Genomic DNA, 26,196 nt, shown 5'->3' with positions numbered 1-26,196 from the left:
ACACAGGGCCGACCGGCGCAGGCACGTCGGGCGCGCCGGGCGCGTCCGGCATGTGCCGGGCACGCGAAAACGTCCCGCACCTCGCGGTCGCGAGGTGCGGGACGTCAAGGTCTTCCGCCGGGGCGGGAGCCGGACATCATCGGGTCGGACGGGTCGCCCGCCCCCGGGGCCGGCGGGCGTCGGGGCGCCGGTGTCAGTCGATACCGGGCAGGATGTGCGGCTCCGCGAGGTCGTCCTCGTAACCCGCCAGCCTGATCGGGGCCGATCTGGCCCACACTTCGAGATTGCCCAGCTTCTCCGGCGTTCGCTTCGACTCGCCGGGATCGGCCGTCCGGCTCTCGTACTCCGTCACGTCTGGTGTCACCGCGCACTCCTCTGTGTCGCGCAACTCTGGTACAGGGGCAGCTCCGTCGCGGTGGCGCCGTTTCCAGGAACGGGATCGCGGCCGGTGATGGCGGGCCTGTCCCAGTTCGGCCGCGGAGGATGGTGTACCCCCGCCGGGCCGTTCGTGCGCACAAGAGTAACCAAACGAGCGTCATACCGCTCGACAGTGCCGGTATTCGGGTGATGTTCCGGCCATCCGGCCGACTACCAGTTGGCGGGTGCGTAGTCCTTGAGGAAGCAGCCGTACAGGTCCTCACCACTCTCGCCCCGTACGATCGGGTCGTACACGCGGGCGGCTCCGTCGACGAGATCGAGCGGGGCGTGGAACCCCTCCTCGGCCAGCCGCATTTTGTCCGGATGCGGACGCTCGTCGGTGATCCAGCCGGTGTCGACGGCGGTCATCAGGATGCGGTCCGATTCGAACATCTCCTGGGCGCTGGTGCGGGTCAGCATGTTGAGCGCCGCCTTGGCCATGTTGGTGTGCGGATGGCCCGCGCCCTTGTAGCCGCGGCTGAAGACGCCCTCCATCGCGGAGACGTTCACGACGTAGGCGCGCTCCGCCCGGGCGGCCCGCATCGCCGGCCGGAGCCTGCTGATGAGAATGAACGGCGCGGTGGAGTTGCACAGCTGCACTTCGAGCAGTTCGACCGGGTCGACCTCGGAGACCGTCTGCACCCAGCTGTTGGTGTCGTGCAGGTCCGGTACGAGACCGCCCGCGTCGATCGCCGTGCCCGCCTCGATCCTGGCGAGCGTGGCGGATCCGCCGACGAGCGCGAGGTCCGTGACGTCGGAGGCGCTCAGGGCCTCGGTGCGGGCGGCGGGCAGCACCGCCGCCGCGCCGCTGCCGAACGCGCCGATGACCTCGGAGGAAGGGAGTTCACCGGCCGGCAGGGGCGCGGCCTCGGCGGCGACGAGCTCGCTGTACGCCTGCGGGGACCTGCGGACCGTCTGCGCCGCGTTGTTGATCAGGATGTCCAGCGGGCCCTCGGCCGCGACGGAGTCCGCGAGCGCGACGACCTGCGCCGGGTCCCGCAGGTCGATACCGATGATCTTGAGGCGGTGGATCCAGTCGGCGCTGTCGGGCATCGCCTTGAAGCGCCGTATCGCGTCGCTGGGGAAGCGGGTGGTGATGGTGGTGTGGGCGCCGTCGCGCAACAGCCGCAGCGCGATGTACATGCCGATCTTGGCCCGGCCGCCGGTGAGCAGCGCGCGCCGGCCCGTCAGGTCCGTACGGGCGTCGCGGCGGGCCCGGTTCTCGGTGGCACACGACGGGCACAGCTGGTGGTAGAAGGCGTCGACCTCGACGTAGCGGGTCTTGCAGATGTAGCAGGACCGGGGGCGCTGGAGGATGCCCGCGATCTCCCCGGCCGCCGAGGAGGAGGGCAGCAGCCCCTGGGTCTCGTCGTCGATGCGTTCCGCGGAGCCGGTGGCGGTGGCCTCGGTGACGGCCTTGTCATGGGCGGTCTTGGCGGCCCTGCGCTCCTGGCGGCGGCGCTGCTTGACGGTCCGGTAGACGCCGGCGGTGGCGCGCCGGACGGCGATGGCGTCGGGGTGGTCGACCTCCAGCCGGTCGAGCTCGTCGAGCACGCTCAGGCAGACGGCCATGCGTTCGGGATCGATGCCGGGACCGAAGGCGGTTTCCGGGGTCTCGTCGTGCGCCGGTCCCGTGCCGGACACGGGTCCGTCCTCTGTCACCGTCATCGCTGTCGCTGTTCCTCGATCACTCGTACGCCAGAGCCCCGGCCGGGTTTCCCTGCCGGCTGTCGCCGCGTCCCCCGCGGGCCGGGGCGGGCCGGAGCAGGCCGGACACGTACCGACACGCCGGGGAGGGCAACAAAATGCCACTATCTTATCCGGCCGCGGGGCCGGCCCCGGCCCCGCGGCGCGATCCCGGTGGCTACGGGGGCCCGGAAGAAGACTCAGCCAGGGGCCCGGACGCCGAGGAAGCACGTCGTCGTACGCAGCCGGAAGCCCAGCGACTCGTACAGCCTGACGGCGTTCGTGTTGTCGGTGGCGGCGTGCAGGAACGGTGTCTCGCCCCGGTCCCTGATGCCGTCGCAGACGGCCAGGACCAGCCGGGCGGCGAGCCCCTGGCCCCGGTGTTCCGGCGCGGTGCAGACGGCGCTGATCTCGCACCAGCCCGTCGCGCGCAGCCGCTCCCCCGCCATCGCCACGAGCGCGCCGTGGCGGCGGATGCCCAGGTAGGTGCCGAGTTCGATGGTCCGGGGCAGGAACGGGCCCGGCCTGGTGCGTTCGACCAGGTCCAGGATCTCCGGTACGTCGGCGGGGCCGAGGCGTACGGTCTCTTCGTCCCGCGCGGTCACCGTCCCCGGGGTCCCTGGGCCGACGAGTTGCACGCCGTCGGCGTAGAAGGTGGTCTCCCAGCTGTCGGGCGGCGGGGACCGGTGCCCCATCAGCACGAGGGAACCGCCGGGCCCGGCGAGCGCGGCGGCGTCGGCCCAGTCCTCGTCGGTGGCGTCCTCGGGCAGCGCCAGCCAGGGCGACACGTCCGCCGGGTAGCGCAGCACCCGGCCGCGCCGCCGGGCGAAGCCGGCGTGCGGCCCGGTGAGCGCGGCCCGCACGGGGTGGTCCAGTGGGTGCGGGCGTACGGGGGTGTCCCCGGGCCCGCGGCTGCCGGGCGCGTTCACGACGGTCCCGCGACCGTCGGCCGTGGCCGTGGCGGTCGTCTCCTCGGACGCGCGGCCACGGGCGGCGCGGGCCGGTCCGTCGTCAGTCGCCCCGTCGCGGGCCGGTCCATCCTGGGGCACCCCGCCGCGGGGCGGTCCGTCGTGGCCCGACCCGTCGTCGGCCGGTCCCTCGCCGGAACGCTCTTCCCGGACGCGCGGCACAGGGACACGGCGGGTGCGCGCGTCCGGGACTCCGGGTCCGAGGGTCATGCCGCGACCTCGATCACGATCTTGCCCTGCGCATGCCCGCTCTCCACGGCCCGCAGCGCCTCGCCCGCCCGCTCCAGCGGAAAGATCCTGGTCACGTGGGGATCCAGGGTGCCGTCCAGCACCAGCCGCGCGACCTCGTCGAGGACGGCGGCCGTCCGCAGCCGTACGACCGGCGCGCCGCCCAGCTCGGACACCGTGCCCTTGTCGGCGGCGCTGACCAGCCTCGTACGGTCCGTGAGCAGTCCGGCCGCGGCCCGCAGCACGGCGCCGCCGACCAGGTCCAGCACGGCGTCGACCCCGTCGGGAGCGGCGGCGCGCACGCGCTCGGCGAGGTCCGGCCCCGGAGCGAGGTGCACCGCCCCGAGGGACTCCACGAACTCCCTCTTGGCGGTGCTCGCCGTCCCGAGGACACGGATGCCCCGGCCGCGCGCGATCTGGGCCGCCGCGACGCCCACTCCGCCGCCGGCTCCGGTGATCAGCAGGGTCGCGCCGCGCTCCAGGCCGAGCTGGTCGACCGCGTCGAACGCGGTGGCCGCCGCGACCGGGAGCGCCGCCGCGTCCGTGAAGGACAGCGCCGCGGGCTTGTGCGCGGCGACCGCGACGGGCAGCAGGGTGTGTTCCGCGTAACCGCCGGTGAGCGTGGACCCGAACACCGCGTCGCCGACGGCGAAGCCCTCGACGTCGGGGCCGGTCGCCACGACCACACCGGCGGCCTCGCTGCCCAGTACCTCGGGCAGTTCGGCGGGCGGGGAGCCCGGCCTGCGGTAGCCCGAGCGCAGTTTCCAGTCGACGGGGTTGACGCCCGCGGCGCGCACGGCTACGAGGAGCTGTCCGGGTCCGGGGCTCGGCGGCGGCCGGTCGATGAACGACTCCGTCTCGGGTCCGCCGTGCCGGGTGAAGACGTACGCCCTGGACATGCGTGCTCGCTCTCCTCGCCGTTCGGTGCGCCTGGCGGCACTGTAAGCGGTCCCCGCGGCGGGCGGCCGACCGCCCCCGGGCCCAGGAGCGCACCGCCCGGTGCCGAGCACCGCGGCCCGGCGCCGGTCCGTCCGCTCCAGGCCCGGACGCCCGGAGGGCCCGGACCGTCCCCGCCGCGAGCGGGGCGGTCCGGGCCTGCGAAAAAGCGTCCGGGAAACGGCGCCGGTCAGGAGGTGCCGCACTCCATCGACGCCGGGTCGGCCGCCTCGGCGATCAGCGCCTCGTGGGCCGCTTTGAGGCGCTCGACGTCGGGCTTCATCTTCTTGCGGTCGTAGGTGAGCAGCCCGTTGAGCTCACCTTCCACATCGGTGATCTGGGTGTACACCGCGCCGTTGCTCCCCTGGCAGGTGAGCTCGCGCACATGGGCCAGCTGGGCCAGGTACTCGTCGGTGTACTTCGCCTGGTCGACGCCCACGTAGGTGTGCTGTACGGGCCAGGCGTGGCCCGGCACGGCCAGCCCGAGGCCGCCGTACTCACCGCTGACCAGGGCCCGTTTGCCGTCGGGGCGCGGCAGTTGGGCGGCCGGGTAGCCGTGCGCGTCGGCGATGTCCCCGTTCCCGCCGTCGACGGCGCCACAGCAGTTCAGCCCGCTCATGTTGTTGACCAGCCGGGTCGGGTCCCAGGACTTGGCCTGGTCGGCGACCCGCGCCTGGTCGTACTGGCCCCAGCCCTCGTTGAAGGTGACCCACATGATCACCGACGGGCTGCTGCTGTGCTGGTCGATCATCCGCTTCATCTCGTGCTCGTACTGGGCACGGGAGGCCGCGTTCGGGTTGATCGTGTTCATGGCCGGCATGTCCTGCCACACCAGCAGCCCCAACCGGTCGGCCCAGTAGAACCAGCGGTCGGGCTCGACCTTGATGTGCTTGCGCACCGAGTTGAAGCCGAGTTCCTTGTGCTTCTTGAGGTCGAACGCCAGCGCCTCGTCGGTCGGCGCGGTGTGCAGCCCGTCGGGCCAGAAGCCCTGGTCGAGTGTGGCCATCAGGAAGGTGGGCTTGCCGTTGAGCACCGTGCGGGGGGCTCCGTCGACCGTCTTCACGGCGATGGAGCGCATGCCGAAGTAGCTGCCGACGCGGTCCTTGCCCGCGGTGACCTCCAGCCGGTACAGGTGGGGGTCGTCCGGTGACCACAGGCGGGGGTCACGGACCGGCACGCTCAGCTTCGCGCCGCTGCGGCCGGTGACGGTGCCGACCTCGCGCTTGCCGTCGTACGCGGTGGCCGTGACCGGCAGCCCGTCCCGTATGCCGCGCACCTCGACGTCGAGCCTCTCGCCCGCGACGTCCGGGGTCAGCTTCAGCGAGTCCAGGTGGTCGGCCGCGACCGGCTCCATCCACACCGTCTGCCAGATGCCGGAGGACGGGGTGTACCAGATGCCGCTCGGGTCCAGACGCTGCTTGCCGATCGGCGGGTTCTCGCCGTCCGCCGCGTCGGTGGGGTCGTAGACACCGACGATCAGCTCCTGGGTGCGGCCGGGCTCGAGCGCGTCGGTGACATCGGCGCTGAAACGGTCGTAACCGCCCTTGTGCTCGGTGACCTTGGTACCGTTGACGTACACCTCGGCCCGCCAGTCGACGGCGTCGAAGTTGAGCTTGAGCCGCTTGCCGCCCTTGGCGCCGACCTGCCACTGGGGCGGGACGGTGAAGGTGCGCCGGTACCACATCCGGTCCTCGTGCCGCTCGATCCCGGAGAGCCGCGACTCGACCGGATACGGGACGAGGATCTTCTCGCGGAGCTTCGTGCCGACGGGCGGGAGGTCGCCCTCGTCGGCGGCGGCGAACTCCCACTGGCCGTTGAGGTTCCGCCAGGCGTCCCGGGTCAGCTGCGGCCGGGGGTACTCGGGGAGGGCGTTGCCGGGCGACACGTCCTTGGCCCAGGGAGTGCTCAGGTCGTACTCGGACGTGTTGGGTCCACTGCTCCAGAAGGCGCCGACCGGCTCGCTCCCCTGAGAGGTGAGGCCGCCGGCTCCGTCGTAGCGCACCTCGGCCGTGCCGCCCTTGCCGACGACGGGCTCCTTGAGCCGCACGAGCAGCCGGCGGTCGTCACGCGGGTCCTTCCGCACGGTGCCGAGCGGCCAGGCCGCGCCGCCGATGACCGCGTCGACGTGGGAGGCGAGCCGGGCCGGGGGCGCTGCCAGCTTCTGGGCGAAGTCCAGCCGCAGGGTGCGGCCGTCGGGCAGGACGGTGGCGGCGATGGCGCCGTCGTAGGCGAAGCCGTCGGGCAGCCGGAACGCGGAGGAGGGCACGGGCTCCTTGGTGCCGCCGGGCTCGGTCCACCTCAGGTGCAGGTTGGAGCCGCCGTAGTGCTCGAAGTACTCGACCTTGATGTCGTAGGCGCGGCCGGCGGTGAGTTCGACGGGCTGGGCGGTCTGTTCCTTGTCCCAGTCGTCCACCCAGTGGTCGATGACGAGCCGGCCGTCGACCCAGAGCCGGAAGCCGTTGTCGCCGATGATGGAAAAGGTGTGCGCGCCGGTGCTCTCCGGCACTATCTTGCCGGTCCAGCGCGCGGTGACGTCGTCGGCCTGTCCGGTGGCTGCCGCCAGCCGTGGTTCCAGGTTGTCGAAGTCGAGGGCGGGATCGAAGGTGGTGGCCTTGAGCTCATGGAAGTCGAAGGCCCCGGGGGCGGACTGCGTGTAGTACTCGCCCTTGAGGCCACGGACTTCGGCGGCGCCGTCGTCCACGGCGGCCGACACGGCCGGGACCGCGGTCGGGCCCGCGGCGCCCAGGACGGCGGCCAGCAGGAGAGCGATCTTTCTTCGGATGCGCACATATCCTCCTCGGTGCTGAGGTGAGGGTGGCGGCTCGCTGCGACGGTATGTACAACGTTGGAAGAAACGGCAGTTGGCATGACAGCACGCCGCTCCGCCCGCTGTCCAGGTACATGACAAGCCATGACAGGTCAGGGCTCGCGCAGGACGTGGTACGAACGGGACACGAGGGGCCGCGGGCCGCCTCGGGAGGGAATGGCCGGTGACCGTCAGTCTCAAGGACGTCGCGGAACGCGCGGGCGTCTCGATCAAGACGGTGTCGAACGTGGTCAACAACTACCGGCACGTCACCCCGGCGATGCGGGAGCGGGTTCGGCGGGCGATCGACGAACTGGGCTACCGGCCGAACCTGACGGCACGGCACTTGCGCAAGGGGCGTACGGGCATCATCGCGCTGGCGGTGCCCGAGCTGGGCAATCCCTACTTCGCGGAGCTGGCGGGCGCGGTGATCGACGCCGCCGCCGCGCACGAGTACACCGTGCTGCTCGACCACACCGGGGGCAGCCGCGAGCGGGAGATCCTGGTCAGCCAGGGGTTCCGGGCACAGGTGATCGACGGGCTGATCCTGAGCCCCATCGAGCTGGAGGCGGAGGACCTGCGCGGCCGGGACCAGGACGCTCCCCTCGTGCTGCTCGGCGAGCGCGCCTACGACCTGCCCTACGACCACATCGCGATCGACAACGTCGCGGCGGCGCGGACGGCGGTCCGCCACCTGCTCGACCTCGGCCGGTCCAGGATCGCCTTCCTGGGGGCCCGGACCGACCGGATCAACGAGCCCTCGCACCTTCGGCTGCGCGGCTGGCGCACGGAGCTGACGGCGGCCGGGCTGCCGGCCCCCGACACCCTGGTGGCCCCGACGGGCGGCTGGGGCCACGCGGACGGCGCGACGGCGATGGCACGGCTGCTGGACTCGGGCGAACGGCCGGACGCCGTCTTCGCGTACAACGACCTGATCGCCATCGGCGCGATGCGGGTACTGGCCGAGCAGGGGCTGCGGGTACCGCGGGACGTGGCGGTGGTGGGGTTCGACGACGTCACCGAGGGCCGCTACGGCACGGTGAGCCTGACCACGATCTCGCCCGACAAACGCGCCATCGCGCGGCTCGCGGTGGCCTCCGTCGTGGAGCGGCTGCGGGCCGGGGGCACGGCGCCCGAGGCCGCCGGGGCCCGGGACGGGGCCGGCCGGGGGCGGGAACTGCGTGTCTCGTTCCGGCTGGTAGAACGGGAGAGCACCCGCGGCGGCGGGTGACCGCGGGCCGCTCGTGTCCCCGGAGCCCGTGTTCGCGCAACTGCGTCCCTGGGGCCTGCGCCCGTCGGGCTTGTGCCCGTCCAGCCCATGTCCGGAAATCGCCGCTCCCGGAGGATGCCCCGCGCCCATCTGCGGGAGTACGCCATGAGCACGCCGTACATCGTCCGCAGTGCGCGGAAGTGACCTCTCCGGAACGACGACGCGAGCGCCCGGACGAGGGATCGTGGATTACATGAGTGCTCTGGCCCTGTCCGTCCTGTTGTGTCTCCTCTCCGCGGTCGCCTACGCCTCCGGAGCCATCCTCCAGGAGCGCGTCGCGACGGCCGCCCCGGACCGGCCGTACGCCCCCGTGCGCCACAGGGCATGGTGGGCGGCCGTGGCGCTGAACGGGCTGGGCGCGGTGCTGCACGTGGTCGCGCTGGTGTACGGGCCGCTCAGCCTCGTACAGCCGCTGGGAGCGCTCACCATCGTCTTCGCGCTGCCCCTCGCGGCGCTGTTCGTGGGCCGCCGGGCCGGGCGCGCGGCCTGGCGGGGCGCGGTCATGGCGACCGTGGGGCTGGCGGGCCTGCTGGCCCTGACCGGGGGCGCCGACACCCGCGCGCCGGACGCGGCGCAGCGGCCGGTCCTGGCGGCCGTGACGATCGGCGCGGTGGGTCTGGTCTTCCTGGCCGCTCAGTTGGTGGGCCGGCCCGTCGTACGGAGCGTGCTGCTGGCGGGCGCGGCCGGGGTCGCGTTCGGGATCGCGTCCGTGTTCGTCAAGAGCGTCGCCCTGGGCCCGTTCTGGGACGACCCCGCCGGGCGCCTGCCGAGTCTGGCCGTGATCGCGGTGCTGGCGACGGCCGGGCTGCTGCTCTCCCAGGCGTCGTACCGGGGCGCCGGGCTGGCCGCGCCGCTGGCGACGGTCACGGTCGTCAACCCGGTGGTGGCGGCGGCCGTGGGGCTGACGCTGTTCGGCGAGTCGTTCCGGTACGGGGTGCCGGGGACGGTGCTGGCGCTGGGCTCGGGTGTGGTCGCCGCGGCCGGCCTGATCCTGCTCACCACCGCGCGCAGGGGCCTGCCCCCGGAGGGCAGGTCGGTGTCATCCCTCCCGCGGCCCGCGGTGGAAGGCGCTTTGCCCGGGGCGGCGGGCCTCGGCGGCCCACGTGTGTCCTCGGGGGCGGGCCGCCGTGAGCCGTCAGAGGCGGACGCCGCCCGCGCGCAGGTAGGCGAGGGGGTCGATATCGCTTCCGTACCCCGGCCCCGTGCGCATCTCGAAGTGGAGGTGCGGGCCCGTGCTGTTGCCGGTGGATCCTGACCTGGCGATCCGCTGACCGCTGCTGACCTGCTGGCCCTCGCGCACGTTCAGCGCGGACAGGTGCGCGTACTGGCTGTACTTGCCGTCCGAGTGCCGGATGACGACCTGGTAGCCGTACGCCCCGCCCCAGCCGGCCGAGACGACGTGCCCGGCGGCGACGGCCTTGACGGAGGTGCCGGTGGGGACGGGGAAGTCGATGCCGGTGTGGTAGCCGCTGGCCCAGGAGCCGGGCTTGCGGTAGGGGGTGCCGGTGGAGGCGGCGACCGGGGCGGTGAGGCCGGCCGCCCTGGGCGCCTCGGTCCGCGCCTTCGGCGCCTCCCGCTTCTCCTGGGGCCGCTCGGTCTTCTCGGCCTTCGGCTTCTCCTTCTTCGGCTTCTCGGCCTTGGGCTTCTCGGTCCGGGCGGGGGCCTTGGCCTGCTGCTTCTCGGCTCGCGGCGGCTCGGTGGGCTTCGCGGGCGCCGGGGCGGATCCCCTGGTGGGCGCCGCCTTGCCCTGCTGCCCCGCCGGGACGTGCAGGACCAGTTTCTGGCCCGGGAAGATCAGGTCCGGGTCGCTGCCGATGACCCGGCGGTTGTTCTCGTACAGCCGCTGCCAGCCGCCCTTGACGGCCTCGTCGGCGGCGATCCCGGACAGCGAGTCCCCGTGTGCCACGGTGTAGCCCTCGCGCCGGGTCGGCACATGGGTGGGGGACGCGGCCTTCTTCTTCTCGGCCCGCGCCAGCTTCTCCGCCCGGGTCTGCTCCGCATGGGCCTGTGCCGCGCTCGCGGCGCCGATGGGCCCGCTGCGGGCGGCGGTCTCGGCCTCGGGCGCGTTCGACGAGCCGGGCGACCGCTCGGGGGCGATGTCGGGGGCAGCACCGCCGCCGTCCAGCCCCGCGGTGACCGAGCAGGCGGGCCAGGCCCCGGGGCCCTGCCCCTTGAGAACCTTCTCCGCTATGGCGATCTGCTGGTCCTTGGTGGCGAGGTCGGCGCGCGGCGCGTAGGCCGTACCGCCGTACGCCTCCCACGTGGACCGGGTGAACTGGAGACCGCCGTAGTAGCCGTTGCCGGTGTTGATGTTCCAGTCGTTGGTCGACTCGCAGGCCGCGACCTTGTCCCACACGTCCACCGACGCCCCGTGCGCCGCTCCCGCCGCGATCAGGGGCAGGGCCATGCCCGCGCCGCCGGCCGTGACGGTCAGCGACGCACGGTTGATACGGCTCGGCTGGTATCGGCGGTGCCGACCGGTTGCGGCCATGACTTCGCTCCCCCACTGGCAGTAGGACACGTCGCAGGCGGCCAACCTACGGGCAGGGCACGGACCATGACAAGGTCTCGCCTACGCTTCGGCCGCGGATGCGCACTCAGCGTGCCACCCCGGCGCCCGCCGCGTCCCGCCGAATGCCGAATTGGCCTTCTTCGTCCCTGGGTTGACGCCCCGTCGCCGACCCTCGGTGCTTCGGACAGGCCGTCGGCGACCGTGGGGGACAGCGACCGGAGCCACCGCCCCTCGGGGGAGGAGGGCGGTGGCTCCGGCGTTTCGGGGAGCCCCGGGCGGGGCGGGTCAGGTACGCGCGGGCAGGGACGGCTCCGTACCGCTCTGGGCGCAGACGGACGCCGCCACCTGCGCCGCGAAGCCGAGCATCGCCGTCACCTGTTCCCGGTCGAGGCGGAGCGCGCCGCCCTCGACGTGCGCGCCGCTGGTACGCAGCCAGTGCAGGACGCCCGCCGTGAAGGCGTCGCCCGCCCCGATGGTGTTGACCACCGTGACGGGCACGGCCGGTACGGACACGGGCCCGTCGTCCCGGGTGTAGGCCGTGGCCCCCCGGGCGCCCCGGGTGAGCACGACGAGCGTGCCCGCCTCGGCCAGCCGACGGCAGGTCTCCTCGGGCCCGGCGTCGGGCCACAGGCGCGCGAGGTCCTCGTCGCTGGCCTTGACGACCTGCGCCAGGGCGCACAGTTCGCGCAGCCGGCGCAGCCCCTCGACCGGGTCCAGCGTGCGGTCCTCGCGCACGTTGGGGTCGACCACGAGCAGGGACCGCGCGGCGCCCGCCCGGGCCGTGGCGGCGACCGCCTCGGCCGCCGGGTCGACGACCGCGGCCAGTCCGCCCACGTACACCGCGGCGAACCGGTCCACCCGCGCGGAGTGGTCCGGCAGCCGGAAGGTGGCCGTGTCCGCGAGGTGGAAGTGGTAGCCGGTGCCGTCCGGCCCCGGGTCGGCCACCGCCAGCGTGGTGGGCAGTTCCGAGCGGGCGCAGAGGCCCAGTTCCGTCCCCGCCGAGGCCAGCCGACGCTCGATCAGCCGGGCGAAGCCGTCGCCGCCGAGCGCGCCCGCGAACCAGCTGGGGGTGCCCAGCCGGGCCAGCCCGGCGGCGACATTGGCGGGGGCGCCGCCGGGCTGGGCCGCGTAGGTCTCCGGCCCGGCCGGTGACGGTACGAGGTCGATCAGCGCCTCGCCCATCACCAGCACCGCGCCGGAACCGGCCGCGGGCCCGGCCGGGGCGGGTCCGGGGCCCGCCGGGAACTCCGGTGTCACGGCTCCACCACGATCTTGCGGCCCTTGCCCGCCTTGAACCGCTCCAGCGCCTGCGGGTACTCCTCCAGCGGCAGCCGGTCGCTGATGAAGACCGCCGGGTCGAGCACCCCGGTGGCGAAGAGCGCGGCGGCGCGCTCGTAGCTGTGCAGCACCGCCATGGAGCCGGTGATCGTGATCTCCTGGTTGTAGATGCGGTACGGCTCGATGACGGCGGTCGTGGCGTAGTCCGAGACGCCGAACTGGAGGAACGTACCGCCCTTGGCGACCCGGCCGAGGCCGTCCTGGATGGCGCGGGCGTTGCCGGTGGCGTCGATCACGACGTCCCAGCCGCGCGGCCGGTCCAGCTCGTCGGCCGCGGCGGCGGACCGCGAGCAGCCGAGCTTGTCGGCGGTCGCCAGCCGCTCCGGGTTGACGTCCAGGACGTCGACGGAGGCGGCACCGGTGCGCTTGGCCAGTTCCAGCATCATCAGGCCCATGGTGCCGGACCCGTAGATGAGGACCTCGGCGCCGAGCGTCGAGCTGAGCACGTCGTAGCCGCGTACCGCGCAGGACAGCGGCTCGATCAGCGCCGCGTCCCTGACGTCGACGTGGTCGGGCAGCTTGACGCAGTTGGCCACGGGCGCGACCGCGAACTCGGCGGCCCCGCCGGGCTTGCTGACGCCGATGGCGTTCCAGCGGTCGCACAGGTTGCCCCGCCCGGCGCGGCAGTAGCGGCACTCGTGGCAGTGCAGGGACGGGTCCACGGCGACCTTGTCGCCCACGGACAGCTCGGTGACCTCGGAGCCGATGCCGACGATCTCTCCCGCGAACTCGTGACCCGGCACGATCGGCAGGGTGGGCGCGAACTCTCCCTGGAGGATGTGCAGGTCGGTGCCGCACAGTCCGCACGAGGCGACGGAGACGACCACGTCACGGGGGCCCGGGGTGGGATCGGGAACCGTCGTGACGGAAACCTGGCCGGGGGCTTCGATGATCGCTGCCCTCATTATTTAACAGCTCCAAGAGACAGGCCCTGGACCAGCTTGTCCTGGGCGGCGAAGCCGGCGGCGAGCACCGGCAGTGACACGATGACGGACGCCGCGCACAGCTGGGCCAGGAAGAGTCCCTGGCTGGTCACGACGCTCATCAGGTACACGGGGGCGGTCTCGGCCCGCACCCCGGTCAGCACGCGGGCGAACAGCAGCTCGTTCCAGCTGAAGATGAAGCAGATCAGCGAGGTGGCCGCGATGCCCGGGGCGGCCACCGGTGCCACGACCCGGGCCAGGACGGTCGGCAGCCGGGCGCCGTCCACCTGGGCGGCCTCGATGATGGAGACCGGCACGTCCGCGAGGAAGGACTGCATCATCCAGACCGCGATCGGCAGGTTCATCGAGGTGTAGAGGATGACGAGCAGCCAGATGTTGTCCAGCATCCCGACGTTCTTGGCGAACAGGTACACCGGCAGCAGGCCGGCGACGACGGGCAGCATCTTCGTGGACAGGAAGAAGAACATCACGTCCGTCCACTTCCGCACCCGCCGGATGGACAGCGCGTACGCCGCCGGAAGCGCGAGCAGCAGCACCAGGACGGTGGAGAACAGCGACGCCATCAGCGAGTTGAGCAGCGGCGGCCAGGGGCTCGCGCCGCCGCCGTCCCCGAAGAAGGTCCGGTAGCCGTCGAGCGTGAGGCTCGCCGCCAGCGAGGGCGGGTTGGTGGCGGCGTCCGCCTCCGAGTGGAAGGAGGTGAGCAGCATCCACAGTGCCGGCAGGCAGAAGACGATGCCGATGATCCAGGCCAGCACGCCCAGTCCGGTGTTGATCCGCCTGGACCGCCGGGCCTCGGGGGCGTACTTGTGCTCGACACGGGGCCGCGCGGCCGTGGTCGACGCGGTGTTCGCGGTGTCCGCGACGGAGTGGGTGCTCATGCGCGGTTCGCCTCCTCGCTGAAGAGGGACGAGACCACACGCAGGGCGAAGGTCGCGATCACGATCGTGCCGATCACGACGACGACGCCGGCGGCGGAGGCCAGTCCGTATTCGTAAGCCTTGTAGAAGGTCTGGTAGATGGTGTACGGCAGATTCGCCGTGCCGAGGCCGCCCGCGGTGAGGGTGAACACCGCGTCGAAGTTCTGCACGATGTAGATGGACCCGAGCAGGATGCCCAGTTCCAGGTAGCGGCGCAGGTGCGGCAGGGTCAGGTAGCGGAACATCTGCCAGGGGGACGCGCCGTCCAGCCGCGCGGCCTCCAGGATCTCGGCGGGCCGGCTCTGCAGCCCGGCGAGCAGGATCAGCATCATGAACGGGGTCCACTGCCAGATCAGGGCCGTCTCGACCGCCAGCAGCGGCATGTCGGAGATCCAGTCGGGCTGCGCGGGCTCGGAGACTCCGAAGAGGCCCATGAACCAGGCCCAGCCGCCGTTGAGCAGGCCGTACTCGGGGTTGTACAGGGCGTGCTTCCACAGCAGCGCCGCCGAGACGGGCACCAGCAGGAACGGGGTGATCAGCAGGGTGCGGACGAAGCCGCGGCCCATGAACGAACGGTCCAGCAGCAGCGCCAGCAGCATGCCGAGGACCACGCTGACGATCACGACGGTGGCCGTGAGCAGGACGGTGGTGAACACCGATTCGCGCAGGCTCGCGTCGGTGAAGACCGACGCGTAGTTGGAGAGCCCGGCGAAGCGGCGGTTGTCGGGGGAGAGCGAGTTCCAGTCGAAGAGCGAGATCACCAGGGTCGCCACGAAAGGCAGCTGGGTGACCGCGACCAGGAAGACGAGGGCGGGCAGGAGCGGGGCCCGGGTGGCCCAGGCGCGCGCCCGGTCGGAGGCCGTACGGGCCGCCTTCGGCGCCGTCGCGGGGCCGGGCGCGCCGGCCGGTGCGGATGGTGCGGTGCTGACGGAGGTGCTCATCGCTGCTTGTCCCCCACCTTCTCGGCGAGCTTCTGGGAGGTCTTCAGCGCTTCTTCGACGGACTGCTTGCCCGCGATGGCCGCGCTGATCTCCTGCGACACCTTGGTGCCGAGGTCGGTGAACTCGGGTATGTCGACGAAGTGCACACCGACCGTGGGCCGGGGCTGGGTGCCGGGGTCGCGCGGGTCCGCGCTGGCGATGGCCTGCTTGGTGACCTCGGCGAAGGCGGCCGCCTCCTTGAGGTAGGCGGGGTTGGCGTAGGTCGAGGCCCGCTTGCCGGCGGGCACGTTGGACCAGCCGCTCGTCTCGCCGACGAGGTTCTCGTACTCCTTGCTGGACGCCCAGGAGACGAACTTCCACGCCTTGTCGGTCTTCGGGGAGGACTTCTGGATGCCCCAGGCCCAGGTGTAGAGCCAGCCCGAGCTGTCGGTCTGCTCCACGGGCGCGGGCACGTACCCGATCTTGCCCTTGACCGGGGAGCCCTTGGCCTCCAGCGAGCCGGCGCCCGCGGTGGCGTCGTACCACATGGCGCTCTTGCCCTGCGTCATGTTGTTGAGGCACTCGGCGTAGCCGGCCTGGGAGGCGCCCGCCTCGCCGTGCTTCCTGACGAGGTCGACGTAGAACTTCGCGGCCTTGGTGAAGCCCGGGCCGGTGAGCTGGGCCTCCCAGTCCTTGGTGAACCAGGTGCCGCCCATGGTGTTGACGACGGTGGTCAGGGGGGCGATGACCTCGCCCCAGCCGGGCAGTCCGCGCAGGCAGATGCCCCGCATGCCGCGTTCGGCGCCGTCCGCCTTGGCGGCGAGGTCGGCGACCTGCTGCCAGGTGGGCTTCTCGGGCATGGTGAGGTTCTTGGCCTCGAAGACGTCCTTGCGGTACATGAGGAAGGACGACTCACCGTAGAAGGGTTCGGCGTACACCTTGCCGTCCTCGGCCGTGAGGGACTCGCGCAGCGGCTTCAGGATGTCGTCCTGGTCGAATCCTGGGTCCTTGGCGAGGTGGCCGTCGAGCGGTTCCAGCCAGCCGTTCTTCGCGAAGAACGGTGTCTCGAAGTTGCTCATGGTGGCGACGTCGTACTGGCCCGCCTGGTTGGCGAAGTCCTGGGTGAACTTGTCACGGGCGTCGTTCTCCGGCAGCACCGTGAAGTTGACCTTGATGCCGGTCTCCTTGGTGAAGTGACTCGCGGTCAGCTTCTGGAGTTCGATCATCTGCGGGTTGTTCACCATGAGCACGTTGATCGTGTCGCTCCCCCCGGAGGCCGCACCCCCCGCGCCGGCGCATCCCGCGAGCAGTGATGTGAGGGCGACGCCCACGCCCATGCGCACATACATTCGACGTCGTCGTCGTTGGTGGAGGGGCATCAGATCTCTCTCCTGATAATTCGTTGCGGGATGGTACGGAAAACAAGGGGCTCGGGGACGTCTTCGTCCCGGCACCCGCCGGGCGAGGGGCCGAACCGGCCGGAGGTCTCGCGGTGGCGGAGTGGGAGGCGGGTGGCTCAGACACGGATGACGTGCGGCCCCAGCAGGGAGTAGCGCTGGGCCTCTGCCGACGGCAGACCCGTGTCGGTCACGATCGCCTCGAACTCGGCCACCTCGGCGAAGCGGCAGAAGCTCACCGCGCCGAACTTGGTGTGTATCCCGGCGAAGACCCTGCGCCGGGAGCTCCGCATGGCCTGCGCCTTCACCTCACTGACGGCCGGGTCGGGGGTGGTCAGGCCGTACTGGCGGGAGATGCCGTTGGCGCCGACGTACGCCAGGTCGATGACGAAGTCGGCGAGCATGCGGGTGGTCCAGTGGTCGACCGTGGCCATGGTGGAGCCGCGCACCCGGCCGCCGAGCAGCAACACGGCGAACTTCTCGGCGTCGGCGAGCGCGGTCGCCACCGCGAGGGACGCGGTGACCACGGTCAGCGGCCGGTCCCTGGGCAGCGCCTCGGCCACCAGCTGGGGAGTGAAGCCCTCGTCGACGAAGACCGTCTCCGCGTCCCCGAGGAGGTCGGCGGCAGCGGCGGCTATCCGGGACTTCTGAGGGACGAGCCGGGTGGTCCGGGCGGCGAGCGTCGTCTCGAACCCGGCGCTCTCCACGGGATAGGCGCCGCCGTGGGTGCGCCGCACCAGTCCGTGCTCCTCCAGGGTGTGGAGGTCGCGCCGGATGGTTTCCTTCGCCACCGCGAGCCGGGCGGCCAACGCGGTGACCTCCACCGACCCGTCACGTCGGGCGATCTCCAGAATTTCTCGGCGACGCTCGTCGGTGTCCACGACCACACACTTCCCTGCTCACTGCGGCTCAGCACCCGTTCGGGCTCATGCGTCGTTTGTACAAGCAAGGCCCAGGCCGCGACCAGGCCCTTCACAGAAGTACATGTGACCGCATGTGCCCGTTTCGCATTTGTTATCACCGCAGGCCAGCACCCATGAGAGGGGGAATGTCGCCCGCGTCACAGCCCGCTTCACGGACCTTTCGCGCCCGTTCGGCGCCCGGCGCGGAGTGCGCTTTCCCGTCTGCCGGTGCCCGTACGGCGCTCCCCCTGTCCGCATTCGGAGCGCCGCCGGCCCCGGCGGCCTCCGGTACGCCCGGTGGTGCGCGGCCCGATCACAGCGGCTCGCGGCGGCTCACCGAAGCCTCGGCGGACGGTTCACACTTCGGACGGAAGAGGGTGCGGCCGACCAGGAATGCGTAACCTTCCCCGGAGCTTGAGGATGACTGAACAGCCGTGTTCGTCACCGCGTATCGCTTCAGGACGGGCACGGCGACCCCGACAGAAGCGACAGACGAAGCCGAGCACCAACAGCAACACCGACAACCAGGAGCACACGCATGAGTGGTACTGCCCAGATCGGCGTCACCGGGCTCGCGGTGATGGGACGCAACCTCGCCCGTAACTTCGCCCGGAACGGACTCACGGTCGCGCTGCACAACCGCACCGTGTCGAAGACCCGTGCCCTGGTGGACGAGTTCGGTGCCGAGGGCACCTTCGTCCCCGCCGAGTCCGCGGAGGAGTTCGTCGCGGCGCTGGAGCGCCCGCGGCGGCTGGTCATCATGGTGAAGGCGGGCGCCGCGACGGACGCCGTGATCGAGGAGTTCGCCCCCCTGCTGGAGGAGGGCGACGTCATCATCGACGGCGGCAACGCGCACTTCGCGGACACCCGGCGCCGGGAGAAGGAGCTGCGCGAGCGCGGCATCCACTTCGTCGGGGTCGGCATCTCGGGCGGCGAGGAGGGGGCGCTGCACGGGCCGAGCATCATGCCGGGCGGCTCCACCGAGTCGTACGCGTCGCTGGGCCCGCTCCTGGAGCGGATCGCCGCGAAGGCGGACGACGGCACGCCGTGCGTGGCGCACATCGGGCCCGACGGCGCGGGCCACTTCGTGAAGATGGTCCACAACGGCATCGAGTACGCCGACATGCAGCTGATCGCGGAGGCTTACCACCTGCTGCGGTCGGTCGCGGGCTACTCCCCCGCGAAGATCGCGGAGACCTTCCGGACCTGGAACACCGGACGGCTCGACTCGTACCTGATCGACATCACGGCGGAGGTGCTCGCCCACACGGACGCGGACACCGGCAAGCCGTTCGTGGACATCGTGGCGGACCAGGCGGAGCAGAAGGGCACCGGCCGCTGGACCGTGCAGATCGCGCTCGACCTCGGTGTGCCGGTCTCCGGTATCGCCGAGGCGGTCTTCGCCCGCTCGCTGTCCGGGCACGCGGGGCTGCGCGACGCCTCGCAGTCCCTGCCGGGACCGACGGCGGCGCCGCTGGACGAGGCCGAGGCGGCCCGCTTCGCGGACCAGGTGGAGCAGGCGCTGTACGCGTCGAAGATCGTCTCGTACACGCAGGGCTTCCACCAGATCCAGGCGGGCAGCGAGGAGTACGGCTGGGACATCGACCTCGGCTCGGTGGCCTCGCTGTGGCGGGCGGGGTGCATCATCCGTGCCGCGTTCCTCGACCGGATCCGCGCCGCGTACGACGCGCGGCGCGACCTGCCGAGCCTGCTGTCGGACAAGCAGTTCGCCGAGGAGATCGGCGCGGCCCAGGACGACTGGCGCGCGGTGATCGCCGCCGCCGTGGGCCAAGGGGTGCCCACGCCGGGCTTCTCCGCGGCGCTCGCCTACTACGACGCGCTGCGCGCACGGCGGCTGCCGGCCGCGCTGACCCAGGGACAGCGCGACTTCTTCGGGGCGCACACCTACCGGCGTACGGACCGCGAGGGCTCCTTCCACACCCTCTGGGGCGGCGACCGTTCCGAGGTGGCGGGCTGACAACGCCGGCGCAGGCCGGTCGCGGCCGCCGCCACCGGCCGGGGCAGGTAGGCAGGTCAGCCTGCCCTGCCCGGCCGGTGGGCGGGCCTCTGCCGAGCCGGTCGGGTCACCTCGGCCGGCCGGTCCGGCCGATGGGTCCCGGCGAGGGCTCCGGCTCCGGCACGGGGTCGGGGCCCGGCGGGTGCGGCACCGGATCCGGTGTGGGGACGGGGCCGGGGGCCGGCGGGGTCGGCGACGGCCCCGGTCCCGGTGTCGGCCCAGGGGTCGGCCCCGGCGGACCGGGCGGCGGCGTGGGGGACGGCGGTACCGGATCGGGGTGCGGTACGGGGTCGGGGTACGGGCTGGTCATGCCGGACCTCCAGGTGAACCAGTGTCGTGCGTTACCGATGTCTCGCGGTGCGCGTGCCCCCGCGCGTGTACTCCACGCGTGGTGCCACGCGGAACGTGTCCGCCGGCGGGGCGTCCTCGGCCGAGGGCCGCCGCGGCGGCCAGCCCGGAGCGGGGACTGGCCAGGACCACCGCGCTGGTGGTGGTGCGATCGGCCGCGTCGGCCATCGACGCCTGGGCCAGGACGATCGCGTCTGCTCCGGTGACCGCGTCGACGGCGGTGGCCACCGCGTCCAGAAAGCCGTCCCGGTCACCGGCCTCGAAGCGCTCCCACGCCCCGGCCACCAGCACCGTACGGAGTGCCACGGGCCGCCCCGCCGCCTCTTCTCGGACGAGTGCGGCCGTCGGTTCCAGTGTGCTCTCCAGCGCGGCGATGACGACGACCCGGCCGGCGGCCGCCGCCGCCCGCGCCATGGGCCGGTCCACCCGGAGCACCGGCACCCCGAGAGCGGGCCCGGCCGCCTCGGCGACGGCACCGAGGGTGGAGCAGGTGCACAGCACGGCGGTGGCGCCCTCGGCGACGGCGCGGGCGAGCACCGCCCCGACGGCCCCGGCCACGGCGTCCGGTCCCGCTGACCTGGCCCGGCCCAGCAGGTCCTCGTGCACGAGGTGGCGCAGCGCGAGGCCCGGATGGCCGGCGTCGCGCAGACCGTCGAAGACCGGGACGTGCAGCGGCGAGGTGTGCAGGAGGGCGAGCATGCCGGAGATCGTAGCCAGGGTGTCGTCCCGGTCCCCTCTTCGTCCCTTCCGAGCGCCCCTCCGCTCAGGGCTCGCCGGTGGCCATGGCCTGTTCCCGCTCGGCGTCCACGGCCCGGGCCCGCCGGCAGATGACGACGGCCGTCGCGGCCCCGGTCACCGCGAGGGCGGCCGGCACCATCCACGGCCGGTCGAACCGGTGGCCGGTGAAATGGTCCAGGGACAGCCGGCCGGGCCCCGCCAGGCCGACACCGGACGCCGCCCAGCCCAGGAGCGCCGGGTACTCGAAGCCGCCCTCCTGGCTGAAGAAGCCGTTCGGTGCCTGCACCGACACCGCCGCGGCCATGTTGCCGGCGACCGCCGCCGCGGCGGCCGGGGTGGCGAGCCCCAGCGCGAGCAGCGTGCCGCCGCCCGCCTCCGCGAGCCCGGAGGCGACGGCGCTCGGCCGGCCGGGCCGGAAGCCCATCGCCTCCATGGCCTGGGCGGTCCCGCCGATCCCGCCGCCGCCGAACCAGCCGAACAGCTTCTGGGCGCCGTGCGCGGCCAGCACCCCGCCCATGCCGAGCCGGAGGGCGAGCAACCCGGCATCGCGACGGACGGAGTGCGTGCGGCAGGTGCGACAAGCGCGGCGGATACGGGAGGACCGGCGGGTGCGGCGGGTGCGGCAGGTCATGGCGGGCTCCTGGGCTACGGGTACGGGGCCAGGTGCGCGCGGGTCGGCGCGCCCTCACGCCTCCACTCTCGGGGCCGCGGCGGGTGAAAGGGCAGCGTTGCTCGGCCGTACGGGTCGTGACGCCGCGGGTCGTGCGGTTCGTGCGGGAGCACGGGCCGTTCCGTGGCCGGGTTGTGGTCGGGCGGTGAGCGGGCCCCCTCCCCGGCCCAGGGCGTGACGACACGCACGGGAGGGAACCCGCCGCGGACGGCTCAGCGCGCGCAGCGCAGGGCGCGCAAGTCCACCGCGCCCGCCATCACTTCCATGCCGGCGTCGTTGGGGTGCAGGTGGTCCCCGCTGTCGTACGCGGGCAGCATTCTGCGCGGCGCCGCCGGGTCCTGAACGGCCGCGTCGAAGTCCACCACCGCGTCGAACGCGCCGCTGTTCCGGATGAACGCGTTGACCTCCTGCCGGATCGCCTCACCGCCCTCGTTCCACTCGCGCCAGCCCTCGTAGGGCAGCACCGTCGCCCCGACCACGCAGGCCCCGGCCGCGTGCGTGCGCCGAATGATCTCCTGGTAGCCGGCGATCAGCTGGGCGGCCGTCGGCGCCGGGGTGGCCTTGAGGTCGTTGACGCCTTCGAGCAGGAGCACGGTCCGCAACCCGCGCTGGGAGAGGACGTCCCGGTCCAGCCGCTTGAGCGCGCTCTCGCCCGCGCCGTCCGAGAGCACCTTGTTGCCGGAGATGCCCTCGTTGGCGACGCCCTTGAGCGGGGTGCGCCGGTCGGCCAGCAGCCGCCTCGCGAGGAAGTCGGGCCAGCGGCGGTTGGTGTCCGCCGTGGTGACGGCGCCGTCGGTGATCGAGTCGCCGAACGCCACCACGGCACCGGTGCCGCGCGGGGCGTCGACGACCACCGCGTCGAGGTAGTACCGGAAGCTGGTCTGCTGGGTGTAGGCCGTGCCGGACTCCTCCGCCGCGTGCTCACCGGCCGGGGCGATGTAGGAGGTCTGCAGCCCCATCCGGTGCCCGGTCGCGGTGCCGGACGCGTCCCGGACGTACACGCTCACGGCCAGGTCGGCCTGCGGACGTACGGTGCCGCGCAGCGGGTCGCTGTACACGGAGCCGCCGGGCGGGACCGTGACCGAGGCGGCGCCGCGGAAGGTCAGCGGGCGGTTGGTGCCGGGCACCAGCGCCGCACCCGTGTCCCGCAGTCCCACGTACGCCCGGCCGAAGGTCACCGGCTCGGTGCCGAAGGCGTTGGACAGGCGGATGCGCAGGGCGCTGCCCCCCGCGCTGGTGCGCAGGACGACCCGGTGGGTGCGGTCGGGCACCGAGGCGTCCAGCCGGTCGGCGCTCGCTCCCCAGGTGACCACGGTGGTGGTGGGAGCGGCGGGGCCGGCGGCGGTCGACGCGGTCGGAAGCGCGAGGGCGGTGCTGAGGGCGAGGGCGAGGACGGCGAGGGTCCGCCGGGAGCGGCGGGGTAACTCCGGTCTGTTCATCGCGGGTTGCTGCCTCTCGTCGGTTGGTCGTGCACATGCCACTCATGGCACGGGCGGAAGGGGCTTCCGGTTCGATACGCGAAGGAATGCGACCGCCATGGCGCGGAGTCACAATGGGAGAACGACGGCCGGGGCCGTCCCTCCACGGCCGTCGCACGGAGAAGCGGAGACAGCGACAGGGAGAAACAGGGAGAAGAGGACAGGAGGACCGCCGTGCCGCGAACCAGCGATCGGGAAGCCGTGCGGGACCTGCTCGACGCCTATGGCCGTACGTATGCCGACGAGGCGCGCATCCCGTTGCGGAACACTCCCCAGCCGCTCTACCAACTGCTCGTGCTCGCCTGCTTGTTGAGCGCTCGGATCAGCAGCGGCATCGCCGTGGCGAGTTCCCGGGCGCTCTCGGAGGCCGGGTTCCGCACGCCCCGGCGCATGGCCGACGCCGGCTGGCAGCGGCGGGTGGACGCGCTGGGCGTGGGCGGCTACCGCCGCTACGACGAACGCACCTCCACCCAGCTTGGCCGAGGTGCCGAACTGCTGCTGGAGAAGTACCACGGCGATCTGCGCCGGCTCCGCGAGGCGGCGGACGGCGACATCGACACGATGCGGTCGCTGCTGCGCGAGGTGCCGGGGCTCGGCCCCGTGGGCGTGGACATCTTCCTGCGCGAGGTGCAGGGGATCTGGCCGGAAGTCGCCCCGTACCTGGACGAGAAGACGTTGCAAGGGGCACGCAAGCGCGGTCTGCCGACCCGGACCGAGGTCCTGGCCGAGCTGGCGGGCGACACCGGTACCGACCCGGCGCTCTTCGCCGCGGCGATGGTACGCGCGGCCCTTGACAAGGGGGCCAAGGAGAAGCGGGCGAAGGGCGACAAGGGAGGTGGCGGCGGAGGCCGCAAGACGGGCAAGGACGGCAAGGGGAAGTCCGGCACGAGCCGGAGCAGGAGCTGACGCGTCCGGGCGGGGGGCGCGGTGGTGCACCGCCCTTCGGCGTACGGTGCACCACCGCGCCCCCGCCCGGACGTCACCCCGGGGCGGGCCGCGTCAGCCGTGCGGCGGCCTGTCGTCCGAGGGCGGCTCCTGCGTGCCGATCTGCTCGTCCAGCTTCCGCTGCGCGGTGTCGACCTGGTCGCGGTACTTGTTCCCGGTCCTGCGGTCGACGGCGTCGCCCGCCTTCTCCACCCCTTGGCGCGCGGTGTCCTCATGTCCCTTGATGAGGCCCTTCAGCTTGTCGAGCATCGACATGGCCCACTCCTCGCTCGGTCCTCGGCCCCCGCTCTCCTCCACCTTCACCGCTGACCGGCGATCGCGCATCCGGGAGCGGACCGCTCCACCAGGCACGCGGGCCGAGCAGGGTCATGACCGCCGGTACGAGCAGCAGCCGGACGACCGTCGCGTCGACCAGCACGCTGACGGCCAGGCCGAGGCCCAGCATCTTGACCACGATGTTGTCGCTCACGATGAACGCGGCGAAGACGCTGACCATGATCAGCGCGGCACAGCTGATGACCCGGGCCGTGATCGAAAGGCCGTGCGCGACACTGCCCCGGCTGTCACGGGTGCGCAGCCACGCCTCGTACACCCGGGCCAGCAGGAACACCTCGTAGTCCATGCTCAGGCCGAAGACGATGGCGAACATCATCATCGGTACGTAGCTCTCGATCGGCACCGTCCCGTTGACGCCCAGCTCCGGTCCGCCCCAGCCCCACTGGAAGACCGCCACCACCACGCCGTACGAGGCGGCGATGGACAGGAGGTTGAGCACGGCGGCCTTGAGCGCCACGAGCGGGCCGCGGAAGACGACGAGGATGATGACGAAGGCCAGGGCGACGACCACCCCGATGATGATCGGCAGCCGTGCGGTCAGGATGGCCTTGAAGTCCTCCTGGGCCGCGGTCGGGCCCGTCACATAGGTCCGGGCCGCCGTGGAGCGCGCGCCGCGCGGCAGCGCGTCGTCCTTGAGGTCGTCGAAGAGGCGGGCCGTACCGGCCGACTGCGGGGAGGTGCGCGAGAGAGCGGTGGCCGTCAGCAGCCGGCCGTCGGTGGTCGGCCGGAGCGGTGTGACGTGCGCGGCGCCCGGGACACCGGTGAGTGCCTTCGCCAGGTTCGACGCGAGTGCGGCGCGGTCCGTCGCGGGCACCGCGCTCTGGTCGACGACCAGGGTGAACGGGCCGTTGGCACCCGGTCCGAAGCCGGCGGCGATGAGGTCGTAGGCGCGCCGGTCGGTGAAGCTGGTGGGGTCGGCCCCGTCGTCGATGTGGCCGAGGCGGATGGAGAACAGGGGGACCGCGAGCACGACCAGGACGACGAGGCCCCCGACCAGGAACCACCAGGGGCGGCGTTCCACCTGCCGGGCGTAGCCGGTCCAGCCGCCGCGCCGCCGCGCCTTCGCGGGCACGACCGGACGCGTGCCGGCCGGACCGGGCCCTCCGGGCGGGGCGGATGCCGGGGCCATTTCGGCCACCGGCCGCCGCAGCCGGTAGCGGTCGATCCGGCGGCCCGCGAGCCCCAGCAGCGCGGGGACCAGGGTGACCGCGCCGAGGACGGCGGTGACGACCGTGACGGCCGCCGCGACCCCCAGCTTTCCGATGAAGCCGACCTGGGACACGTACAGCCCGGCCAGGGCGACGATGACCGTGCAGCCCGAGACCACGACGGCCCGCCCGCTGGTGGCCACCGCCCGGCCCGCGGCCGTCGCCGGGGCGGCTCCGTCCATGACCAGCTGCCGGTGACGGGTGATCAGGAAGAGCGCGTAGTCGATGCCGACGCCGAGACCGATCATGGTGGCGAGGGTGGGCGAGACGCTCGCGAACGTGGTGGCCGCCGCGATCAGCCCCAGGCAGGCCAGTCCGACGACCACCCCGGCCAGGGCGGTGAGCAAGGGGATCCCGGCGGCCAGGACGCTGCCGAATCCGAGAAGCAGGACGAGCACGGCCACCGCGAAGCCGATGGCCTCACTGGTCATGTCGGACGGGGCCGGCCGGGCGAGTTCCCCGAGCGGACCGCCGTACTCGACCTGGACGCCCGCCTCCCGCAGCGGCTCGACCGCCGCGTCCACGCCGTGCAGGTAGCTGCTCGGCAGTGCGGTGGGAAGGGTGTCGAACCGTACGGTGATGTACCCGGTCCTGCCGTCGGGCGTCAGCGCGCCGGTGGGCGGCGCGGCCGGTGTCGCGGGCAGCGGGCTCTCGGCGCCGAGGACGTGCGGCAGCTTCTGCAGTGCGCCGACGGCCTCCTCGATCTCGCTCCGCCGGTCGGTGAGCGGTCCCCGGCTGTCGTGCAGGACGACCTGGGCGGCGATGCCCGCGGCCTGCGGCGCGTGCGCGGCGAGCAGCCGGGCGCCCGTGTCTGACTGGGTGCCCGGCAGCGTGAAGTTGTCGGAGTAGGTGCCGCCGCAGACGCTCTGGAGCGCGTGCAGCCCGCCGAGGGCGACCAGCCAGAGAACGATGACGACGGCGAAGTGACGCGCGCACCACTCCCCCAGCCGTTGGAGCGGTCCGCCGGGTGCCCTGTCGTCCGGCGTGTGTCCGTGTCCGCCGCTCCGCGCTTTCATGCGTTCCCCTCAGAGGGCGTGGCCGTCGACCGCGCCGACAAATGTCGGCATTTTAGGCGCCTCATCAGGAAAAGAACCGTTCGGCGCGTCACGTCGGCGTGCCGCACCAGCCCCACCTCCAACTGGCCTTTCGCCCTTTCCCCTTGACGGGCGAACTCCGGCCTGTATGGTCTAGTCCAAGTGGTCAAGACCTTTCCCT

At 72.7% G+C, this 26,196-nt stretch carries 21 protein-coding genes; 4 read left to right on the top strand and 17 right to left on the bottom strand.

All coding sequences use genetic code 11. The features are described from left to right. Nucleotides 1-193 precede the first annotated feature (193 nt). From IG02_RS42075 to IG02_RS0108120, 5 genes are all read right to left on the bottom strand, one after another. Nucleotides 194-364 (bottom strand): hypothetical protein, encoded by a 171-nt coding sequence (locus IG02_RS42075; RefSeq protein ID WP_199813973.1) that lies wholly within the window; start codon nucleotides 362-364, stop codon nucleotides 194-196. Between the two features lie 224 nt (nucleotides 365-588). Continuing rightward, the gene (locus IG02_RS0108135; RefSeq protein ID WP_030743605.1) at nucleotides 589-2,085 is read right to left on the bottom strand and encodes an SDR family NAD(P)-dependent oxidoreductase; all 1,497 of its coding nucleotides are present in this window, start codon (nucleotides 2,083-2,085) and stop codon (nucleotides 589-591) included. Nucleotides 2,086-2,303: 218 nt separating this feature from the next. Continuing rightward, nucleotides 2,304-3,032 (bottom strand): GNAT family N-acetyltransferase, encoded by a 729-nt coding sequence (locus IG02_RS0108130; protein ID WP_030743603.1) that lies wholly within the window; start codon nucleotides 3,030-3,032, stop codon nucleotides 2,304-2,306. Between the two features lie 245 nt (nucleotides 3,033-3,277). Continuing rightward, nucleotides 3,278-4,198, bottom strand: coding sequence for an NADP-dependent oxidoreductase (locus IG02_RS0108125; RefSeq protein ID WP_030743601.1), 921 nt, complete (start codon nucleotides 4,196-4,198; stop codon nucleotides 3,278-3,280). Between the two features lie 227 nt (nucleotides 4,199-4,425). After that, nucleotides 4,426-7,023, bottom strand: coding sequence for a glycoside hydrolase family 2 (locus tag IG02_RS0108120; RefSeq protein ID WP_030743599.1), 2,598 nt, complete (start codon nucleotides 7,021-7,023; stop codon nucleotides 4,426-4,428). Between the two features lie 202 nt (nucleotides 7,024-7,225). Between IG02_RS0108120 and IG02_RS0108115 the strand changes: the two genes are divergently transcribed. Together IG02_RS0108115 and IG02_RS0108110 are read left to right on the top strand one after the other, a co-directional pair. Continuing rightward, nucleotides 7,226-8,272: a LacI family DNA-binding transcriptional regulator gene (locus tag IG02_RS0108115; RefSeq protein ID WP_030743597.1), complete on the top strand. Its 1,047-nt coding sequence runs from the start codon at nucleotides 7,226-7,228 to the stop codon at nucleotides 8,270-8,272. Nucleotides 8,273-8,504: 232 nt separating this feature from the next. Beyond that, a complete protein-coding gene (locus IG02_RS0108110; RefSeq protein ID WP_199813972.1) occupies nucleotides 8,505-9,566 on the top strand; it encodes a DMT family transporter in 1,062 nt (353 codons plus the stop codon). Here the strand turns inward: IG02_RS0108110 and IG02_RS0108105 are convergent. The 7 genes from IG02_RS0108105 to IG02_RS0108075 form a co-directional block, all read right to left on the bottom strand. Beyond that, complete coding sequence (locus tag IG02_RS0108105) at nucleotides 9,447-10,802, bottom strand: transglycosylase family protein (RefSeq protein WP_030743593.1); 1,356 nt, start codon at nucleotides 10,800-10,802, stop codon at nucleotides 9,447-9,449. The genes IG02_RS0108110 and IG02_RS0108105 overlap by 120 nt on opposite strands. A gap of 306 nt (nucleotides 10,803-11,108) precedes the next feature. After that, on the bottom strand, nucleotides 11,109-12,080 hold the full coding sequence (locus tag IG02_RS0108100) for a carbohydrate kinase family protein (RefSeq protein WP_234314660.1): 972 nt from the start codon (nucleotides 12,078-12,080) through the stop codon (nucleotides 11,109-11,111). Beyond that, nucleotides 12,077-13,066: a zinc-dependent alcohol dehydrogenase family protein gene (locus IG02_RS0108095; RefSeq protein WP_030743589.1), complete on the bottom strand. Its 990-nt coding sequence runs from the start codon at nucleotides 13,064-13,066 to the stop codon at nucleotides 12,077-12,079. Before IG02_RS0108095 ends, IG02_RS0108100 begins: the two co-directional genes overlap by 4 nt. After that, entirely contained in the window at nucleotides 13,066-13,983 is a 918-nt protein-coding gene (locus IG02_RS0108090; protein ID WP_030743587.1) for a carbohydrate ABC transporter permease, read from the bottom strand. The genes IG02_RS0108095 and IG02_RS0108090 overlap by 1 nt, the downstream gene beginning before the upstream one ends. After that, complete coding sequence (locus IG02_RS0108085) at nucleotides 13,980-14,963, bottom strand: carbohydrate ABC transporter permease (protein WP_030743585.1); 984 nt, start codon at nucleotides 14,961-14,963, stop codon at nucleotides 13,980-13,982. The genes IG02_RS0108090 and IG02_RS0108085 overlap by 4 nt, the downstream gene beginning before the upstream one ends. Beyond that, a complete protein-coding gene (locus IG02_RS0108080) occupies nucleotides 14,960-16,279 on the bottom strand; it encodes an ABC transporter substrate-binding protein (RefSeq protein WP_234314659.1) in 1,320 nt (439 codons plus the stop codon). The genes IG02_RS0108085 and IG02_RS0108080 overlap by 4 nt, the downstream gene beginning before the upstream one ends. A 179-nt stretch (nucleotides 16,280-16,458) precedes the next feature. Beyond that, nucleotides 16,459-17,220 carry a DeoR/GlpR family DNA-binding transcription regulator gene (locus IG02_RS0108075; RefSeq protein ID WP_030743581.1) on the bottom strand — a complete coding sequence of 254 codons (762 nt, stop codon included), beginning with the start codon at nucleotides 17,218-17,220 and terminating at the stop codon, nucleotides 16,459-16,461. 559 nt (nucleotides 17,221-17,779) lie between these two features. Here IG02_RS0108075 and gndA point away from each other — a divergent pair. Next, the gene (gndA, locus tag IG02_RS0108070) at nucleotides 17,780-19,219 is read left to right on the top strand and encodes an NADP-dependent phosphogluconate dehydrogenase (protein ID WP_030743579.1); all 1,440 of its coding nucleotides are present in this window, start codon (nucleotides 17,780-17,782) and stop codon (nucleotides 19,217-19,219) included. Between the two features lie 345 nt (nucleotides 19,220-19,564). Here the strand turns inward: gndA and IG02_RS0108065 are convergent, their stop codons facing one another. The 3 genes from IG02_RS0108065 to IG02_RS0108055 all read right to left on the bottom strand — a co-directional run bounded on the left by IG02_RS0108065 (nucleotide 19,565) and on the right by IG02_RS0108055 (nucleotide 22,453). Further along, complete coding sequence (locus IG02_RS0108065) at nucleotides 19,565-20,305, bottom strand: aspartate/glutamate racemase family protein (protein WP_234314658.1); 741 nt, start codon at nucleotides 20,303-20,305, stop codon at nucleotides 19,565-19,567. 64 nt (nucleotides 20,306-20,369) lie between these two features. Beyond that, nucleotides 20,370-20,861: a DoxX family membrane protein gene (locus tag IG02_RS0108060; protein WP_051764703.1), complete on the bottom strand. Its 492-nt coding sequence runs from the start codon at nucleotides 20,859-20,861 to the stop codon at nucleotides 20,370-20,372. Between the two features lie 365 nt (nucleotides 20,862-21,226). Then, nucleotides 21,227-22,453 carry an SGNH/GDSL hydrolase family protein gene (locus IG02_RS0108055; RefSeq protein ID WP_030743573.1) on the bottom strand — a complete coding sequence of 409 codons (1,227 nt, stop codon included), beginning with the start codon at nucleotides 22,451-22,453 and terminating at the stop codon, nucleotides 21,227-21,229. 213 nt (nucleotides 22,454-22,666) lie between these two features. Here IG02_RS0108055 and IG02_RS0108050 point away from each other — a divergent pair, with 213 nt between their 5' ends. Then, a complete protein-coding gene (locus IG02_RS0108050; protein ID WP_234314657.1) occupies nucleotides 22,667-23,398 on the top strand; it encodes an endonuclease in 732 nt (243 codons plus the stop codon). A gap of 93 nt (nucleotides 23,399-23,491) precedes the next feature. Here the strand turns inward: IG02_RS0108050 and IG02_RS0108045 are convergent, their stop codons facing one another. Together IG02_RS0108045 and IG02_RS0108040 are read right to left on the bottom strand one after the other, a co-directional pair. Beyond that, on the bottom strand, nucleotides 23,492-23,692 hold the full coding sequence (locus IG02_RS0108045) for an antitoxin (RefSeq protein ID WP_030743568.1): 201 nt from the start codon (nucleotides 23,690-23,692) through the stop codon (nucleotides 23,492-23,494). Continuing rightward, nucleotides 23,649-25,997 (bottom strand): MMPL family transporter, encoded by a 2,349-nt coding sequence (locus IG02_RS0108040; protein ID WP_078854289.1) that lies wholly within the window; start codon nucleotides 25,995-25,997, stop codon nucleotides 23,649-23,651. The genes IG02_RS0108045 and IG02_RS0108040 overlap by 44 nt, the downstream gene beginning before the upstream one ends. Between the last annotated feature and the right edge of the window lie 199 nt (nucleotides 25,998-26,196).

The organism is Streptomyces sp. NRRL F-5135, from assembly GCF_000719775.1.
GTDB lineage: Bacteria > Actinomycetota > Actinomycetes > Streptomycetales > Streptomycetaceae > Streptomyces > Streptomyces hebeiensis.
Note: the sequence above shows the minus strand (reverse complement) of the source record. Positions and strands in the feature narration are given on the sequence as shown.